The sequence below is a fragment of the Chryseobacterium sp. WLY505 genome (assembly GCF_030846215.1).
Classification (GTDB): domain Bacteria; phylum Bacteroidota; class Bacteroidia; order Flavobacteriales; family Weeksellaceae; genus Chryseobacterium.
In genome coordinates this window covers 122,625-138,962 of the sequence record NZ_JAVCWI010000001.1, presented here as the reverse complement: position 1 = coordinate 138,962, position 16,338 = coordinate 122,625, and the positions used below count along the sequence as shown (strand labels likewise).

General features: G+C 36.4%; 16 protein-coding genes. 12 read left to right on the top strand and 4 right to left on the bottom strand.

Annotated features, from left to right (window positions below):
• The first annotated feature begins 29 nt into the window (after positions 1-29).
• Positions 30-1,100: a T9SS type A sorting domain-containing protein gene (locus RAH34_RS00680; protein WP_306594820.1), complete on the top strand. Its 1,071-nt coding sequence runs from the start codon at positions 30-32 to the stop codon at positions 1,098-1,100.
• A gap of 62 nt (positions 1,101-1,162) precedes the next feature.
• Here the strand turns inward: RAH34_RS00680 and RAH34_RS00675 are convergent, their stop codons facing one another.
• Entirely contained in the window at positions 1,163-3,310 is a 2,148-nt protein-coding gene (locus RAH34_RS00675; protein WP_114819108.1) for a DNA mismatch repair protein MutS, read from the bottom strand.
• A 341-nt stretch (positions 3,311-3,651) separates the two neighbouring features.
• Between RAH34_RS00675 and RAH34_RS00670 the strand changes: the two genes are divergently transcribed.
• Positions 3,652-4,158: a GNAT family N-acetyltransferase gene (locus RAH34_RS00670; protein WP_306594819.1), complete on the top strand. Its 507-nt coding sequence runs from the start codon at positions 3,652-3,654 to the stop codon at positions 4,156-4,158.
• 250 nt (positions 4,159-4,408) lie between these two features.
• Entirely contained in the window at positions 4,409-5,050 is a 642-nt protein-coding gene (locus RAH34_RS00665; RefSeq protein WP_034699835.1) for a uracil-DNA glycosylase, read from the top strand.
• Here the strand turns inward: RAH34_RS00665 and RAH34_RS00660 are convergent.
• From RAH34_RS00660 to RAH34_RS00650, 3 genes are all read right to left on the bottom strand, one after another.
• Positions 5,037-5,546 carry a hypothetical protein gene (locus tag RAH34_RS00660; protein WP_306594818.1) on the bottom strand — a complete coding sequence of 170 codons (510 nt, stop codon included), beginning with the start codon at positions 5,544-5,546 and terminating at the stop codon, positions 5,037-5,039. The two genes, RAH34_RS00665 and RAH34_RS00660, sit on opposite strands and share 14 nt — an antisense overlap.
• 16 nt (positions 5,547-5,562) lie before the next feature.
• The gene (locus tag RAH34_RS00655; RefSeq protein ID WP_114819111.1) at positions 5,563-6,054 is read right to left on the bottom strand and encodes a DUF456 domain-containing protein; all 492 of its coding nucleotides are present in this window, start codon (positions 6,052-6,054) and stop codon (positions 5,563-5,565) included.
• A 79-nt stretch (positions 6,055-6,133) separates the two neighbouring features.
• Complete coding sequence (locus RAH34_RS00650; RefSeq protein WP_306594817.1) at positions 6,134-7,315, bottom strand: carboxypeptidase-like regulatory domain-containing protein; 1,182 nt, start codon at positions 7,313-7,315, stop codon at positions 6,134-6,136.
• 272 nt (positions 7,316-7,587) lie between these two features.
• Here RAH34_RS00650 and RAH34_RS00645 point away from each other — a divergent pair, with 272 nt between their 5' ends.
• From RAH34_RS00645 to RAH34_RS00605, 9 genes are all read left to right on the top strand, one after another.
• Positions 7,588-8,856, top strand: coding sequence for a mechanosensitive ion channel family protein (locus tag RAH34_RS00645; RefSeq protein WP_114819112.1), 1,269 nt, complete (start codon positions 7,588-7,590; stop codon positions 8,854-8,856).
• Positions 8,857-9,031: 175 nt separating this feature from the next.
• Complete coding sequence (locus RAH34_RS00640) at positions 9,032-9,751, top strand: pyridoxine 5'-phosphate synthase (RefSeq protein WP_114819113.1); 720 nt, start codon at positions 9,032-9,034, stop codon at positions 9,749-9,751.
• A gap of 89 nt (positions 9,752-9,840) precedes the next feature.
• A complete protein-coding gene (locus RAH34_RS00635; protein WP_306594816.1) occupies positions 9,841-10,620 on the top strand; it encodes an alpha/beta fold hydrolase in 780 nt (259 codons plus the stop codon).
• Between the two features lie 116 nt (positions 10,621-10,736).
• Entirely contained in the window at positions 10,737-10,976 is a 240-nt protein-coding gene (locus tag RAH34_RS00630; RefSeq protein ID WP_062674464.1) for a microviridin/marinostatin family tricyclic proteinase inhibitor, read from the top strand.
• A 52-nt stretch (positions 10,977-11,028) separates the two neighbouring features.
• Entirely contained in the window at positions 11,029-11,253 is a 225-nt protein-coding gene (locus tag RAH34_RS00625; RefSeq protein WP_114819115.1) for a microviridin/marinostatin family tricyclic proteinase inhibitor, read from the top strand.
• A gap of 70 nt (positions 11,254-11,323) precedes the next feature.
• Positions 11,324-12,280, top strand: coding sequence for an MvdC family ATP-grasp ribosomal peptide maturase (locus RAH34_RS00620; protein ID WP_114819116.1), 957 nt, complete (start codon positions 11,324-11,326; stop codon positions 12,278-12,280).
• Positions 12,273-13,277, top strand: coding sequence for an MvdD family ATP-grasp ribosomal peptide maturase (locus RAH34_RS00615; RefSeq protein ID WP_034699863.1), 1,005 nt, complete (start codon positions 12,273-12,275; stop codon positions 13,275-13,277). The genes RAH34_RS00620 and RAH34_RS00615 overlap by 8 nt, the downstream gene beginning before the upstream one ends.
• A gap of 258 nt (positions 13,278-13,535) precedes the next feature.
• Positions 13,536-14,549 carry an NAD-dependent epimerase/dehydratase family protein gene (locus tag RAH34_RS00610; protein ID WP_114819118.1) on the top strand — a complete coding sequence of 338 codons (1,014 nt, stop codon included), beginning with the start codon at positions 13,536-13,538 and terminating at the stop codon, positions 14,547-14,549.
• Complete coding sequence (locus RAH34_RS00605; RefSeq protein WP_306594815.1) at positions 14,546-16,315, top strand: long-chain fatty acid--CoA ligase; 1,770 nt, start codon at positions 14,546-14,548, stop codon at positions 16,313-16,315. The genes RAH34_RS00610 and RAH34_RS00605 overlap by 4 nt, the downstream gene beginning before the upstream one ends.
• Positions 16,316-16,338: the final 23 nt, after the last annotated feature.

The following is a 16,338-nucleotide window of genomic DNA, read 5'->3' as shown; positions in this document are numbered from 1 at the left end:
ATTTGGGAGGAATACCAAACTATATAATCATGATCAAAAAAATGTTTATGCTATTTCTTTTGTCAATTATTTCATTTTATCAATGCAATGTATTGAAAATCAAAGAAAATCCAGTTTCATTATTATTGCCACCTGCAAATGTTATTATAACAGATATAACTCCTACCAGTGCCACTATTTCCTGGACTCCTCAAATAGGAACAGGAAGTATGGTTGTTTATAAAAAAGTGGGAGAAACAAGTTCAAATAGCACATATACTACAAGTACTTCGATGACAATCTCTAGTTTGACACAGTGTACAACTTATGAAGTAAAAGTACAATATGTACAAGCAGGCGGAGGATATTCAGTACCTATTACTTTTACAACACCAATGTGGTACTGTATTGAAAATTCTACTGCTACAATTACCCCTTATCTATATGCATCTAATGTTACACTTAATGCAACTGATTTGCCGCAGATGACTAGTAATTCAACAGGAACAAAAGCTTACGCAAATTTCCGCTCGGATCCCACTCGTAAAGTAAAATTGGTGCGCGGAAGCAGTAATAATACTATTTCTGTTACTAAAGCGGGACCTGCAACTCAAAATCCCACTACGATAGGGATTTGGATTGATTACAATGGAGATAGAGCTTTTGATCCTTCTAGTGAAAGAATACTATATTCAAGTAATAGTACAGATATGAATCCTACAGCTACTTTTAATGTGCCTCTACAAGCCGGACAAGTAGATTGTAAGGTAGCGATGAGGGTAATATCGAATACTACACCTTATTTTACGAATTGTGGTCCTACAAATGAAATACAGGATTATGAAGTTGAGTTTATTGATGCTTCAAGTTTAGCAATAGAAGAATCTGCGGGAAAGAACAAAGAAATTAGTATTTCTCCCAATCCTGCCTCTGATGTCTTAAATATTTCAGGAATTTCAGAAGCAGCGGATTATGAAATTTACAATGCTGCAGGACAGAAAATTAACGGAGGAAAAGTTTCAGATCATCATGTAAACCTTAACCATTTGTCAAAAGGAGTTTATTTTATCCAGCTGAAAGATAAAGAAAAGGTAACCCGATTAAAATTTATTAAGAAATAAAAAAGAGAGAGTACCTTCTGGTGCTCTCTCTTTGTATTTGCGTTAAATTAATTTTTTATTTATTAAATTCTCTCAAGTTCATCCGCATCAATTGTGGTCTTGAAAGTTCCGTAATTGACAATTACTTTGTTTCTGGAAATTTTTTCAATGGTTCCCACACTGGTGCTTCCGGTAATACGAACACGTTGTCCGATTTTCATCCACACAGCACGGTCGGTTTTGCGTTTCTCTTCCAGTTTTTCATTGGTCTCAGCAATTTTTTCAATAACCTCTTCCTTTTTCAGCTGTTGAGTGATTTTTCTCTTAACAACCTGCAGGCGTTTGGTTTCATCCTTATCACTGCCCAGTTTTCTGAATTTCTCCTGTTCAAGAAGTTTTACAAAATCTTTTACAACATCCTTCCTGGATTTACCTTTGGTATAGCTGTCAATGAATGTTTCAATCTTATTTCCGAACTGTAGTTTGCGGTGTTCCTCTTCATATAATTTCTGGAAATTGAAAAGTTTCTGCTGAAGCTGCTCATTCAGTTTCTGAAGGTTATCACGTTTATCTTCTACAGACTCTTTCCTTTCTGCAAGATCAGATTTCAGTTTTTCAACCTCAAATTTTTCCTGCTGCAGTTTTACAATCGTTTTATCAAGATTAACAATATCATGCTCTACTTTTTTCTTCGCAGAGTGGATAATGAATCTCGGAATTTTATTCTTTTCTGCAACTTCAAAAGTAAATGAACTTCCTGCCTGTCCCACTTCCAGCTTATACATCGGTTCCAGTGTTTCTTCATTGAAAAGCATAGCTGCATTCTGGGCATTGGGAAGCTGCTCTATTACCAGTTTAATATTGGTATAATGCGTCGTGATGATGGCGAAACTCTTTTTGTCATAGAAAAACTCCATAAAACTTTCTGCCAGCGCACCTCCAAGCTCCGGATCAGAACCTGTCCCGAACTCATCAATAAGCAGAAGTGTATTGGCATCAGCTTCACGAATGATTCCGGACATTTTCTTCAACCTTGATGAATAGGTGGATAAATGATTTTCAATGGACTGGTTGTCCCCGATATCAGTCATGATCTTCTCAAAGAAAAACATTTCAGACTTAGGGTGAACCGGAACCAGAATACCACTCTGAATCATCAGTTGTAATAATCCAACCGTTTTCAGGGTAATCGATTTTCCGCCCGCATTCGGACCGGAAATACAGATAATCCTGTTATGTTCTGTTAAGGTAAGTGTTTGAGGGTGAATGGTTTTGTTTTCGACCTTGTTTCTTAACCATAAAAGAGGATGATAAGCATCTTTTAATCTCAGCGTTTTATGATGGTTGATTTTTGGAAGAACTCCGTTAATCAATTCACCAAATTTGGCTTTTGCTCTCGTAAGGTCAAGGTCAAAAATATAAACCTGATATCTCCATAGCTGAGGTTGAAATTCGGCCAGTTCTGCAGTAAGTTTACGGAGAACTTTATCAATTTCTTTTTTTTCTTCCTCTTCATTTTCACGCAGCTTGAAATAATGTTTTACCACACTGTCCGGCTGAATATACGTGATGGAACCTGTCTTGGAAATTCCTAATGTTCTTCCCGCAACCCTTTTTTTGAATCCTGATTTTACAGCCAGAACCCTTTGGTCGTCAATAATCGTTTCTCTGATATCATCCAGAAAGTCACTCTGTCCATACGTGGTAAGCGCACGGTTGAAATTTTCCTGAATCGCCTTTTTAGCAAGCTGAATTTCAGTTCTTATCCCTTTCAGAGCAGGAGAAGCTTCATTTTTTACTTCACCAAAACGGTTAAAAACCTTATCTACCTTCTCAATGATCTCTTTTCTGAATTCCAGTACAGAAGCTTCTTCCAATAAAGTAGGAAACGTTTCCGGCATGGTAGGGAAGAACTTCTGAAGTCTTCCGATCTGTTCCGTGATGGTTTTTATTTTGATGAAAGCAGCATTTTCCAGACGGTAATTCTCAATCAGCATCAATTTCAGCTCACTTTCAATATCTTCATATTCATCAAACGGAATCGCATTTGAACTTTCAAAACTCGACAGATATTCTGAGGTTTTTTTTAATGAAAGTTCCGCCTCGTCAATTTCCATCGGACGAAGTTGAAGAATTTTTTCTCTTGTTTTCGGAGAATACGCAAATGGGGAGATTTCCGCGAGCAATTGCGGAAACTCTAATTCGTCTAAATCTTCTTTATCTATATACACAGTGCAAATTTAGTGAGAATTTTGATTATTACGTATATCTGAGAGATTTACAGAATAAATTACCTGTGAATTTGATGATGATAGAGTACTTTTTTTATTAAAAATTTTAAAACTTCAAAAAAGATCAATTTTTTTAACGCAAAGTTTTTATTACTAAACCTTATCCCTTTAAGGAAGCAAAGAGTGGAATCAATACATTGATTCTTTCTGAGCGGTTCGGTCATTCTTCCACTTCATCAGCGATTTAGCCGTATTTCTTTGCTCACTTAAAATGAGTAATAAAATGCAATAACCTTTGTATTTATATCCATGTATGCTATTCTTTTTATTACATTTGAGATGTGAAACTAGAAACCTCAAGATTGATTTTAAAAGGAATCAATGAAAATAATACAGAAGATATTTTAAGAATCCGTGGTAATCCGGAGGTCAATAAATTTGTGAAAAGAGTTTCACCAAAGACCAATTATGATGCGCTTCAGTTTATTTTGACGATTAAGCAAAGAACTCAAAATAATCAAACGGTCTATTGGGGGATTTCTTTAAAAGATCAGTCTTATCTTATCGGAACCATCTGTCTCTGGAATTTTTCTGAAGACCGGAAAACAGCAGAAGTCGGCTATGAGCTATTACCAGAGTATCACAGGCAGGGAATTATGTCTGAAGCATTGAATGCGGTAGTAGAGTATGGGTTTAACGAACTCCATTTACAGGAAATTGTAGCCATTACCAATACATTCAATGAAAATTCAAAAAGACTTCTTTTAAAACATCATTTTATTTTGCAGGAAGGAAAAAAAGATGAAGGCTTTCCGGATAATATTATTTTTAGTTTGAAAAGACTATAATAAGATCTTTAACGTGAGGGATTGTAGCATTATGGATAGTGTTTTTTCATTTTTAGGAAATATTTCATACTTGCACGGTGAAGAAGCAGGATTTTGTAATTAAAAATTCCTAGCATCTTAATAATCTGTTATTAATCTCTTTTTCATTATTGCTGTCCAATTTTTCGTATATGCTGATTGAAAGAAAAATGAAGATATTTAAAGTATAATGGAGGCTCTTTTTTTATTTTAATATTATTATTTTTGCACTATGACCTGGACAGAAATTTTAGCCCCGATAAAAAGTACGGAATACTTTACCACCCTTTGGGAGAAAGTGAAGAATGAATATGCAACAACCAAAGTTTTTCCACCCAAAAATCAGATTTTCAGAGCATTGGAACTTACAGCTTTTGATGATGTTGAAGTGGTGATTATTGGCCAGGATCCTTACCATAATGATTATCAGGCGAATGGTTTGTGTTTCTCTGTTTCTGAGCAGGTTGCAGCACCGCCATCACTAAAGAATATTTTTATTGAGCTAAAAGATGATCTGGGAGTGGTAAGAACTTCCAAAGAACTTGATGACTGGGGAAAACAGGGCGTTTTATTACTGAATGCTACGTTAACGGTTCGTGCCCATACACCGAACTCTCATAAAGACCTTGGCTGGGAAAAGTTCACAAATTTTATTATTAAGGAAATTTCAGATAAAAAAGAGAATGTGGTTTTTGTTTTATGGGGCGCTTTTGCACAAAAAAAAGCCGAACTCATAGATCCGGCTAAACATTTTATTATTAAATCGGCACACCCTTCACCTTTTTCTGTGTACAGAGGTTTTTTTGGAAGCAAGCCTTTCTCAAAAATTAATGAATATCTTGTTTCCAAAGGGAAAAAGCCTATTTCCTGGTAGAATCAGCAGATTGATCTGCTTTTTTTATCGTAATTCCGATTTTATATTTTCCGGCTAATGCTTTTGCCCCATCCTGCGATTTTGGATAAGGAGCAATGTCCTGTAATGTAATAGTGTATCCGTTGAATTCTGTCGACTGTTGATAATTTCTTGCCGGATAATCTGCGCTGGCTAGGTTCAGAATCATCGGTCGGGTAGAAGTTCCCATTACTTCCACCTGAGCAAGAGCAACACCAGCCCATATACATTGGGCTCCTTCAGGACAACGGCTGTCTTCAGAAACTCCTTTGAATGTCACATTCATCTGGTATTCTCTTAAAAACTTATTTTCTCCTTCAGTAAGATAAATAACGCCGTCTTTCTGATGATCAGAGCTTGTTGTTTTTGTACCTGTGGACATTTCAGTAGCTTTTGTATTAATCCTGGATTTCTTTTGGGCATCGCATCCTGTTAATGCAAATATTCCCAGACTGAGTATGACAATTTTATGGAACATAGTTTCTTATATTTAATTAAATGACGTTAAACATATTAAGTAATACTACCAAAAACATTGCCACTCCTACCACAAAACTGAATCCGGTTCCGTAAATGAATCCAATCAGTGCTCCTTTGGTGGATCGTAAGGCTTTATTCATATCCTTGCTGTCGTGGAGTAACTCACCAATAAATACTCCTGCAAACATTCCTATCAGAAATCCCAACGGAATCGGAATAAATATCCCAACAATAGTTCCTACCACAGAACCGATACTTCCCCAACGTGTACCTCCATATTTTCTGTTGGTCTTTGCCGGAATTACATAGCTTAACACCACAGAAGCAGCTGTAAGAATTCCGAATGCCCAGATGTAAATCATCGGAAGATCCGCATCGGTCCCGAATTTATAGATCAACAGTCCGCAGATACTCAGCAAAAGACCGGGCAATACCGGAAGAAAAGTTCCTAATATTCCTATAAATAATAAAATAAGGCAGAAAATATTAATAATCGTTGTATCCATTCTTTAAAAAATTAAAGATGCAATATAAAAAAAGTGGCCTTATAAAAAGCCACTTTGAGAACTGAGTTATAAAATTTTATTACAAATTTAAGATGACGTATTCCAGAATCGGTCCTGCTTTACCGATATTTCCACTTGCATGGTTATGGAATGTGGTATAATAGATATTTCCACTGTTTGTTGTTCCTGAACATGAGCCCATATAATCGCCGTGCGCCTGATGAGCATTCCACGCATTCTGATTAATGGTAATGGTAACAGTGTTGCCACTGGCTGTATGATGGCAGATCGTCATATGATTATTGTTTAAAGACGTTCCCACAGTGATCTTAGGAGCCGTTTTATCCACGTACTTATTGGTTCTGATCATCAGCGGTTCGTTATCTTTCTGTACCAATACTTCCCAGAATAAAGGATCATAATACTGGATTTTTTGCCACAGAGACATATCATACTGGATATCTAAAGTACTAAATCCTAATGCTGAAGCCATAGCAGTATTGGAAACAGTGCAGTTGTTATACATACCGGCATTTCCATTGATATTAAAACAGATCTTCGTAAAATCCAGAAATCCTCCGGCGATACCGCAGGATTGCGCATTTTGATTCCCGCCTACCAGATAGGCAGCCGCCCAGTCTGAGCTGTAAATGCTTCCGCCGTTTGTGATAAAAGTAGAGAGATTACTGAAAACAGAAAGGTCGTTACCAGGAGAGCTGGTTCCCGTCTGGGCCAGATTACGTGAACCGCAGTTCAGGAAAATAATATCATACTGAGAAATGGTGTTGAAGTTTTTTAAATCCTGATAGCTGATTTCTGTCGCCGTATAACCAAGATTTGTTATAATAGCCTCTATTTCGTCATAACTACCTTCTACATACGCTATTTTTGCAATCTGATTCAGCTTTGAATCTTTGGTGGGAACACTGGTTGTTTCATCCTTTTTTACCGTAATGGGAATCTCTGTTCTGAAATTAAGACCATTACCGGTCTGAATGTGAAGGGTTGTATTTCCTTCAGGTGCAGTCAGGCTGAATGAACCATCCGCATTGGAATAAGTGTGATAAACCTGATTTTTGCTGTCAATAGTAAATACCGTGGCGCCGCCAATCGGCTTTGTTCCGTTTTTAGCAAATACTTTACCTTCTACTATTCCGGTTACAGGTTTGGAATTTTCTGGATTCACTGAGTCATCACCTCCTTTACAGTTTACTAAGAGCACAAGGCTGCATAGTACGATGAACAAGTAATTTTGTCTCATATTTAATTGATTTTGATGGGTTTAGTTTTAACCAAATTTAATGAATTTTTAATATTAAAACACTTAAATTGTAATTTATTTTAATATTTTTTACTTATATCTGTTATTTGTAGTTAATTTTTCATTTATAATTAAGGGTTGCAGAGGATTTGATATTTTGGAGCTGAGTTTACAAATCTTTTTTATATCAAATTTTCCGCATAATACTTTTTGGGATGAAAATTGATTATGAATAGTAAAATGATGATTCTTAATTTCATAAATTTGCTGTAATGAATGACCAGTTACAAGAAACCAAAAACTTTATACAGGAGCTGAGCGAACGGCTTTACATTTATATTACCCAGATATCACCCTCCGGGCTGGATTGGGTTTTTCATATTATTGTAAAACTGAGCTTACTTCTTGTTCTGTTTTTTATTACTGATTTTGTTTTTAAGTTCATTATCAATTCTGTATTCAGGTTATTTCATAATGAGCAGAAATTTCCGATCTTGAAATCTATTTATCAGGCTAAAATCACCAATTCTGTAGCGCATTTTGCTGCTCTGATTGCTGTAGCGGGTATCCAGGGTTCCATATTTCCGGAAAATGCACTGCCGAAGACCACCATTTTTATCATAAGATGTATCAATCTGGGATTAGTATTGATATTAGCAGGAATGCTCTACAGATCGCTTACAGCTTTCAGAAATTATTTCAGCATCAAACAGGATTTCTACAAAATTATGGCGCTGAATGCCATCTCTGAAACCGTAAAAATCTTAGGACTTTTTATATTTACGGTAGTAGGTCTTTGTGTGATCTTTGGGATTAAAGGAACCACCATCGTAGGAAGTCTAGGGGCGATTACAGCTGTTCTGGTATTGGTTTTCAGAGATACTATTTTAGGATTTGTTACAGGTCTTCACGTGGCTACTTCCAAAAATCTGAAAGTAGGAGATTGGGTAAGCATTCCCAAATACAGCATCGAAGGAAATATTACGGAGATCAATCTTTTAACCACCAAAATTACCAATTTTGATAAAACGGTTTCAACAATTCCAACCTATGATCTGATGACCACCGAGATCAAGAATATGCAGGTAATGTCTGAATCTAATACCCGAAGAATAAAAAAATCTATTTACTTTAACATTAATTCTTTTAAGTTTCTGACGGATGAAGATGTTGAGCGCTTAAAGGAAATTAACCTGATTTCGGATTATCTGGAAGAAAGAACTTCGGAGATCAAAAAAGAAAAGGAAAGTCTTGAGCATAAAGATAAAATTGTGAACGGAAGACAGCTTACCAATATCGGGGTATTCCGCTATTATGCGCAGAAATATATTGAAAATGACCCGGATGTTGACAAAAACGGAACCCGGATGGTTCGTCAGCTGGAGATTACCCCACAAGGGCTTCCACTTGAAGTCTACTGTTTTGCCAATGATTCCAAATGGGAACGTTTTGAGCAGATACAGGCAGATATTTTTGACCATTTATTAGTGGCTTCAAAAGAATTTGAACTTCAGGTAATGCAGGTAAGCGTGAAAGTGTAAAAGCTGGAAGACAGAGGAGGGAAGCTGGAAGTTTTACCCCTTTTCTATAAATTTTAAATAAAATTTTTAAATGATCATGAATGGAGAAGTACCAACAGAAGTACAAAGCCTGGATTTACTTCCAACCCCAAGCCTCTGGCTTCTCACATCTCATATCTAACATATAAAATAAAAAATGACAAAACTAAGCGTAAACATTAATAAAATTGCGACGTTAAGAAATGCAAGAGGAGGAGAAACCCCAAGTGTTACAGAAGCTGCTGTAAAAATTCAGGAATTCGGAGGACAGGGAATTACCATCCATCCAAGACCTGATGAAAGGCATATTACAAGAAAAGATGTCTACGATCTGAAGCCGTTGGTTACCACTGAGTTTAATATTGAAGGAAACCCTCATCAGGATTTTATTGATATGGTATTGGAAGTAAAACCTGAGCAGGTAACGCTGGTGCCGGATGCTGATGATGCTATTACCTCCAACGCAGGCTGGGATACAAAAAAACATCTTGATTACCTTACAGAGATCATTGCAGAATTTAAAAAAGCGGGAATCCGTACTTCTGTTTTCCTGGATCCTTTACCTGAGCTTGTAGAATATGCAGCCAAAACAGGAGCAGACAGAATAGAATTATATACAGAAGCTTACGCAAAAAATTATCTTATCAATAAAGAACAGGCCATAAAACCTTATTACGATACTGCGGTTGAAGCTACTAATTTCGGATTGGGAATCAATGCCGGACATGATCTGAGCTTAGAAAATCTGAAATATTTTGCCGATACGATTCCGAATCTATTGGAAGTATCTATTGGCCATGCTTTGATTTCAGAAGCACTTTATATGGGATTGGAAAATACAGTTCAGGCTTATCTGAAGAGACTGGCAAAATGGTAATAAATAAGAAATCAGAAGTTAGAGGTTAGAAGTAAGTATAACTTCGTTGATTTCTAACTTCTGATTTCTCACATCTAACTTCTAAAAATATGGAAATTTTAAACTCAAAAATATTCGGCGAAAATGTAACCAATACGCCACTTCTTGTATTTCACGGACTATTTGGAATGCTTGACAACTGGGGAAGTTTCGGAAAGGATCTGGGAGAATATCTTCCGGTACATCTGATCGATCTTAGAAATCACGGAAGAAGCTTTCATTCAGACAGCATGTCTCATGATGACCTGGCAGATGATATTGCCCGTTATATGGATCATTACGGAATCCAGAAAGCACATGTTTTAGGACATTCTTTAGGCGGAAAAGCAGTAATGCAGTTTGCTATAAAATATCCTGAACGTGTTGAAAAACTGATTGTTGTAGATATTTCACCTAAAGCATATCCACCGCATCATCAGGGAATTATCAAAGCCCTGGAAACGGTAGACTTCAATACCGTATCTTCAAGAAATGAAGTGGAAGCTGTTTTGAACCAATATATTCCGGAAAGATCTACTGTACAGTTTTTGACGAAAAACCTGTATTGGGATGACAACAAAAAACTAGGTTGGAGATTTAATCTTAAGACATTATCTGAAAAATATACTGAATTTGTTTCCAATGCGATTAAATTCGGTGTTTTTGAAGGCGAAACCTTGTTTATAGCCGGAGCAAAATCGAATTATATCCTTCCGCAGGACGAATTCGGAATCAAGCAGCAATTCCCTAAAGCTAAAATAGTGACGGTGAAAAATGCGGGACATTGGGTACAGGCAGAGAATCCGGTCGATTTTGCAAATGTTGTTAAGGACTTTCTTGGTTTAAATTAATTTTATACTTTGATTTTCAATATTATGTTAAAATTTTATTAAAAACATATATTATTTCTCCATGAGTTGAAATTTTTGTACTTTGGATTTTCAAAAAACAATAAAAATATTAACTTATGGAAAACAAAAATTCAAAAAAGAAGCCATTTTTTGCGTCATTCTTAGAAAAACAAGTTAAAGATCCTGAAACAGTAAAAGGAGGAGGTATTACTTCTGTACTTGCTGATCAGATTACATCAGTAATCAAAGATCATATCACGACTACAGCACTTGAAGACAGTGTTACAAAGCCTGATAATGACAATGTAACAATGAAATATCCTTCTGACGGAGATGAGGATGTTTTAGAAGCATAAGAATATACTACAGTGTAAACTACATTATAGATCAAACCAAAACTAAAACATTATGAAAAGCAACAACTCAAAGAAAAAGCCGTTTTTTGCGTCATTCTTAGAAAAACAGATTAAGGATCCTGAAACAGTAAAAGGAGGTGGAGACATCACTCTTGCTGAAACAGATTTGATCACTAAGCCAACAATAGATACAGTAACTTCTCCAAAAGATGATATGATGCACACGCTGAAGTATCCATCTGACGGTGATGATGATACAATCTTTGTTCCATTGTAATCTCAAAAAGAATATTAAAATAGTAGGGGAAACTTAAATAGTAAGTTTCCCTTTTTAATAAAACCGGCAAATGATTCTCTGCATCACCCATTCACAGGATTTTTATAATATTGATCTCTTTTTTGAATACCTGAACTCCCAAAATATTCCTTACTTCAGATTGAATTCCGACCGCCTGAATCACCTTCAGAAAATCAGTATTCATGAAGATTCATTTGAACTGACGGATGAATTGGGAAATACCATCCACTCTGACACTATAAAAGGCGTATGGCACAGAAAAGCCTGGAGGATCAGTGCTCCCGAAGAACTGGATCAGGATTATGAGAAAATCTTTCTCAACGAATATGGAAGTCTGAGGTATAATCTGATGACCACTTTAGAACATATTCCCTGGATCAACCCTTATGAAAATGAAAAAAAAATAGACGGAAATAAGATATTGCAGCTGAAAATAGCACAAAGCAATAACTTAACCATTCCCAAAACCATTTTTTCCAATGATGAAGAAAAAATAACGACATTTTTCTATCAATACTGCCAGGGAAAAGCCATAGCGAAGCTTCACGGAGTTACCGCCAAAACAATGTCAGGGGAAAATATGATTTCCACTACCATCATTGAGGAAGAATCCCTGGAACATCTTTCAGATATCGCTTACTGTCCTATGATTTTTCAACCCTATATTGACAAAGAATATGAATTACGAATCGTGTATGTAGACGGTGAATTTTTCACAGGAAAAATCAATAACAGTGAAAATGCAGACTGGAGAGTAGCCCGCGAAGGGTATTTCTGGGAAGCCTACGAATTACCTGATGCTGTGAAGACCAATCTCACTTCCATGATGAAAGAAATGGGACTTTATATAGGAGCAATCGATATGATTAAAGGAAGAGACGGTGCCTATTACTTCCTCGAAGTCAATCCTCAGGGAGAATGGGGAATGCTTCAGAAAGAGCTTGGATTTCCGATTGCAGAAAGAATTGCCGACAACCTTATCAAAAGAATTAATTTCCATGAATAAAATTTTAATAATTACCCATACCGCAGATAACTTTTCCATTGAAAAAGTAACAGAATACATTGAGAAAAATAATTGTGAAGTCATTCGTTTTGATGTAGACGTTTATCCATTACAAAACAAACTATCCACTATTTTTCAGGATGGAGAATGGGTAAGTTATCTGGAAACGCCTGAAGCAAAACATCGTTTGGATGATATTTCAGCCATCTGGTACAGAAGAGCCTACAATATCGGAAAAGGATTAAAAGAAGAAATGGACTCTAAATTTTACGGAGCGGCTATGGGAGAAATCAGAAATACTCTTTTCGGTTTCTTCGAATCTGTGGATGCTTATTCTTTAGGAAAACCGAGTGTTTACAGAAGACTTGACAGTAAGGAAGAACAATTGAAAATTGCAGATAAGTTAGGGCTCACCATTCCGGCAACCTGTCTTACCAATAATCCTGATGAAGCAAGGAAATTTATTGTAAAACATCAGAATGTGGTGGCCAAAATGCAGACCGGTTTTGCCATTTATGAAGATGGAGTAGAAAATGTAGTGTTTACGAACGTTGTGGGTGAGGATAAACTGGAAGAGCTGGATTCATTGTTGTACTGTCCTATGCAGTTTCAGCAGATGATTCAGAAGAAAAAAGAACTTCGAATTACTATCGTGGGAAGAGATGTGTATGCATTCGAAATAGATTCCCAACAGTCGGAAGATGCCAAAGTAGACTGGAGAAAAGACGGCGTTAATCTGATTGATAAATGGAACAGAACAGAACTTCCGGCAGATGTAGAAGCAAAACTCCTTGAACTGCTTGATGTTTATCATGTAGATTATGGAGCTATAGATATGATTGTTTCCCCTGAAGACGAATATTATTTCATCGAGATCAACGCAGCAGGAGAATTCTTCTGGCTGGATAATCTTACAGAAGGAAACCTTATATCAAAGAGTATTGCAGATGTTCTTTGCGACAAAGCGCCAAGAAGAAATAATGAAGTAATGGCTTAAGCAAGAAAGAAATTTTACATATAAAAAGTCCTGAAAGTTATCAATCCTTTCAGGACTTTTCAGTTGGATACCCTTTTGTGATTTAAATTTTCCGGTTTGTGGTATTCGGAATGATAATATTGGTTAAATTAAGTTGAATTATGCTTTAAAAATCGCAAATTTGCAAAAACGGTTTTTCTAAAGAATTTTTACCGATCCGGAAGAATTGCCGGATAGAAAATATTGTTATATTTTAGTCAGCAATCAAGAAAATAATTAATGATTTTTGTAACGGGTGCTACCGGAATTCTGGGAAGAATAATTGTACTGGAACTTCTTAAAAGAGGGAAAAGTGTACGTGCTTCCAAACGACCGGGCAGCAATTTAAACGAAGTAAAGCATTCATACAGCTTTTATACGGAGAATCCTGATGATTTTTTCAATAAAATTGAATGGATTAACGTAGATTTTGATGATCTCGATTCTTTAAAAACTGCACTGCAAGGTGTAGATGAGGTGTATCACTGTGCTGCAAAAGTAAGTTTTCATCCCAAAGATGAAAAAGAAATGTACCATACCAATATCAAGGGTACAGAAAATCTATTGTTTGCCTGCGAAGGATCAGACGTTAAAAAATTTCTCCATGTAAGTTCTGTTGCTGTTCTCGATAATTTCAATGAAAAAGGAGAACTGGACGAAGATTCTGACTTTAATCCAAAACTGGAACATTCTGCCTACGCCATCTCTAAGCATTTGTCCGAAATGGAAGCATGGAGAGCTTCTGCAGAAGGCCTGAATGTGGTGATCATCAATCCCGGCATGATTGTAGGAAGCGGAAACTGGAGTCAAAGCAGTGGTGAACTTTTTTCTACCTTTGAAGACAATAGCTTTACTTTTTCAGGAGGCTCTGCCTATGTTGACGTAAGAGATGTTGCCAATACGGCTATCGGATTAATGGAAAATAACCTTTTCGGAGAACGTTTTATTATTGTTGCTGAAAATAACAGATATGCAGATCTTGCCAAACAGGTAAGAACCCGTTTGGGGCTTAAAGATGCCAGAATTCTTTCACAATCTGTACTCAATATCGGAAGAGTAGCCAACACGCTTTTCGGATGGCTGATTCCCAAACTGAAGATGGTCACCAAATCAAATATTGAGGCTATCTCTTCATTCAACACCATTTCCAATCAAAAAGTCAAAGAAAAGCTGAATTATCAGTTTATTCCCGTAAAAGAAAGTATAGACTTTCACCTGAACAATTATATTAACGACAAAAAGCTGAAGAAATGAATCTTGCAGAGGCAATTATCCTTAAAAATGTAGAAAAACATCCTATAAAAGCGGCCATCGGATTTAAAAAGAAAGATGCAGCCTGGAAAGAGCTGAGCTGGAAAAAATTCAGTGAAATTATTTTTAAAACAGCCAATGCTTTAAAAGAATCCGGAGTTCAGGAGAATGACAGAGTGGCTATTTATTCAGACAATTCATCAGAATGGATGATTATGGATCTGGCTTCAATGGCTATCGGTGCAGTCACAGTGCCTATTTATTCCACGAATAATGCTGAGCAGGCAGAACATATCATCAACGATTCCGGTGCTAAAGCCGTTTTAGTAGGAAATCAGATGCAGTACGATGCCTGTCTTGAGTTTTTACATAAAGAAGAAAATAACCTGGAAACGATTATTGTTTCCAAAAAAGCGGTTTGGATCAAGAAAGAATTCAACAGTTTTTATCTTGAAGATTTCATCGCAAAAGCTTCACCGGAACTGGAAATCTGTAAGAAAGACAATGATGATATCGCTACATTAATCTATACTTCTGGAACTACCGGAATTCCAAAAGGAGTAATGCTTACCCATGGGAATTTCATCAAAGCATTTGATTCACACTTTGAATTTTTTAAGTTTAAAAACTTTGAAGAAGAACTTTCACTGGCATTCTTACCTTTAAGCCATGTGTTTGAAAGAAGCTGGAGCTTACTTTGTTTATACGGTGGTGCCCGTGTGTACTTCCTTGAAGATCCGAAAAATGTTGCCAAAGCACTGGAAGAAGTAAAACCTACAGCCATGTGTGCCGTACCGAGATTTTTCCAGAAAGTATATGCAGGCGTTTTGGAAAAAGCAGAAGAAGGTTCATCATTAAAGAAAAAGATCTTTGACTGGGCGCTTAAAACAGGTTGGGAAACTGCCGAGTTAAGAAGAAATGAACAACCGGTTCCTTTTGGATTAAAATTCAAAGAAGCTATAGCAGATCGATTGGTTTTCAGTAAAATAAAAGAAAAAATGGGTGGAAGACTTTGGTTCTTACCTTGTGGTGGAGCTTCATTGTCGCCAGAGGTTACCCGTTTCTTTGAGTCAGTGGGAATTCACGTGACTGTTGGATATGGATTAACGGAAACTACGGCTACATTAACTCTTTTCCCTCTTACTCATTTTGAACATGGGACCAGTGGAAAACCTCTTCCGGGAGTAGAAATGCGTATCGGAGAAAATGACGAAATCCAGGCCAGAGGGAACGGAATAATGAAAGGATATTATAAGAAACCTGAAGAAACCGAGAAAGTATTCACAGAAGACGGATGGTTCAAAACCGGTGATGCCGGAAAATTTGATGATAAAGGAAACCTGATCATCACAGACAGAATCAAAGACCTGATGAAAACTTCCAACGGAAAATACATCGCTCCACAGCAAATTGAAAACCTTCTAACCAACAATAATTTTATTCAGCAGATCATGCTGATTGCAGAAGGAAGACAGTTTGTTTCAGCATTGATTGTTCCTAATTTTGAGTTTTTACAGGATTATATTAAAAAGAATAATATTCCTTTTACCAATTGGGAAGAGGCTGTAAAAAATGAAAAGATAGTTCATCTTTATAAAGAAAAAATAAAAGAATTACAGGATCACTTGGCAGACTATGAAAAAGTGAAGAAATTTACTTTAATGCCGGCAGAATTTGACATCAATACAGGAGAAATCACTCCTACACTGAAAGTCAAAAGAAATGTAGTGATCAAAAAATATGCAGATATTATAGAGAAGATGTATTAAAATTTTTTTGACCTCCTGTTTTC

Coding starts and splice junctions, on each gene's coding strand:
- RAH34_RS00680 (WP_306594820.1), top strand. CDS start 30: ATGATCAAAAAAATGTTTATGCTATTTCTTTTGTCAATTATTTCATTT.
- RAH34_RS00665 (WP_034699835.1), top strand. CDS start 4,409: ATGACCTGGACAGAAATTTTAGCCCCGATAAAAAGTACGGAATACTTT.
- RAH34_RS00660 (WP_306594818.1), bottom strand. CDS start 5,546: ATGTTCCATAAAATTGTCATACTCAGTCTGGGAATATTTGCATTAACA.
- RAH34_RS00655 (WP_114819111.1), bottom strand. CDS start 6,054: ATGGATACAACGATTATTAATATTTTCTGCCTTATTTTATTATTTATA.
- RAH34_RS00650 (WP_306594817.1), bottom strand. CDS start 7,315: ATGAGACAAAATTACTTGTTCATCGTACTATGCAGCCTTGTGCTCTTA.
- RAH34_RS00645 (WP_114819112.1), top strand. CDS start 7,588: ATGAATGACCAGTTACAAGAAACCAAAAACTTTATACAGGAGCTGAGC.
- RAH34_RS00640 (WP_114819113.1), top strand. CDS start 9,032: ATGACAAAACTAAGCGTAAACATTAATAAAATTGCGACGTTAAGAAAT.
- RAH34_RS00635 (WP_306594816.1), top strand. CDS start 9,841: ATGGAAATTTTAAACTCAAAAATATTCGGCGAAAATGTAACCAATACG.
- RAH34_RS00630 (WP_062674464.1), top strand. CDS start 10,737: ATGGAAAACAAAAATTCAAAAAAGAAGCCATTTTTTGCGTCATTCTTA.
- RAH34_RS00625 (WP_114819115.1), top strand. CDS start 11,029: ATGAAAAGCAACAACTCAAAGAAAAAGCCGTTTTTTGCGTCATTCTTA.
- RAH34_RS00620 (WP_114819116.1), top strand. CDS start 11,324: ATGATTCTCTGCATCACCCATTCACAGGATTTTTATAATATTGATCTC.
- RAH34_RS00615 (WP_034699863.1), top strand. CDS start 12,273: ATGAATAAAATTTTAATAATTACCCATACCGCAGATAACTTTTCCATT.
- RAH34_RS00610 (WP_114819118.1), top strand. CDS start 13,536: ATGATTTTTGTAACGGGTGCTACCGGAATTCTGGGAAGAATAATTGTA.
- RAH34_RS00605 (WP_306594815.1), top strand. CDS start 14,546: ATGAATCTTGCAGAGGCAATTATCCTTAAAAATGTAGAAAAACATCCT.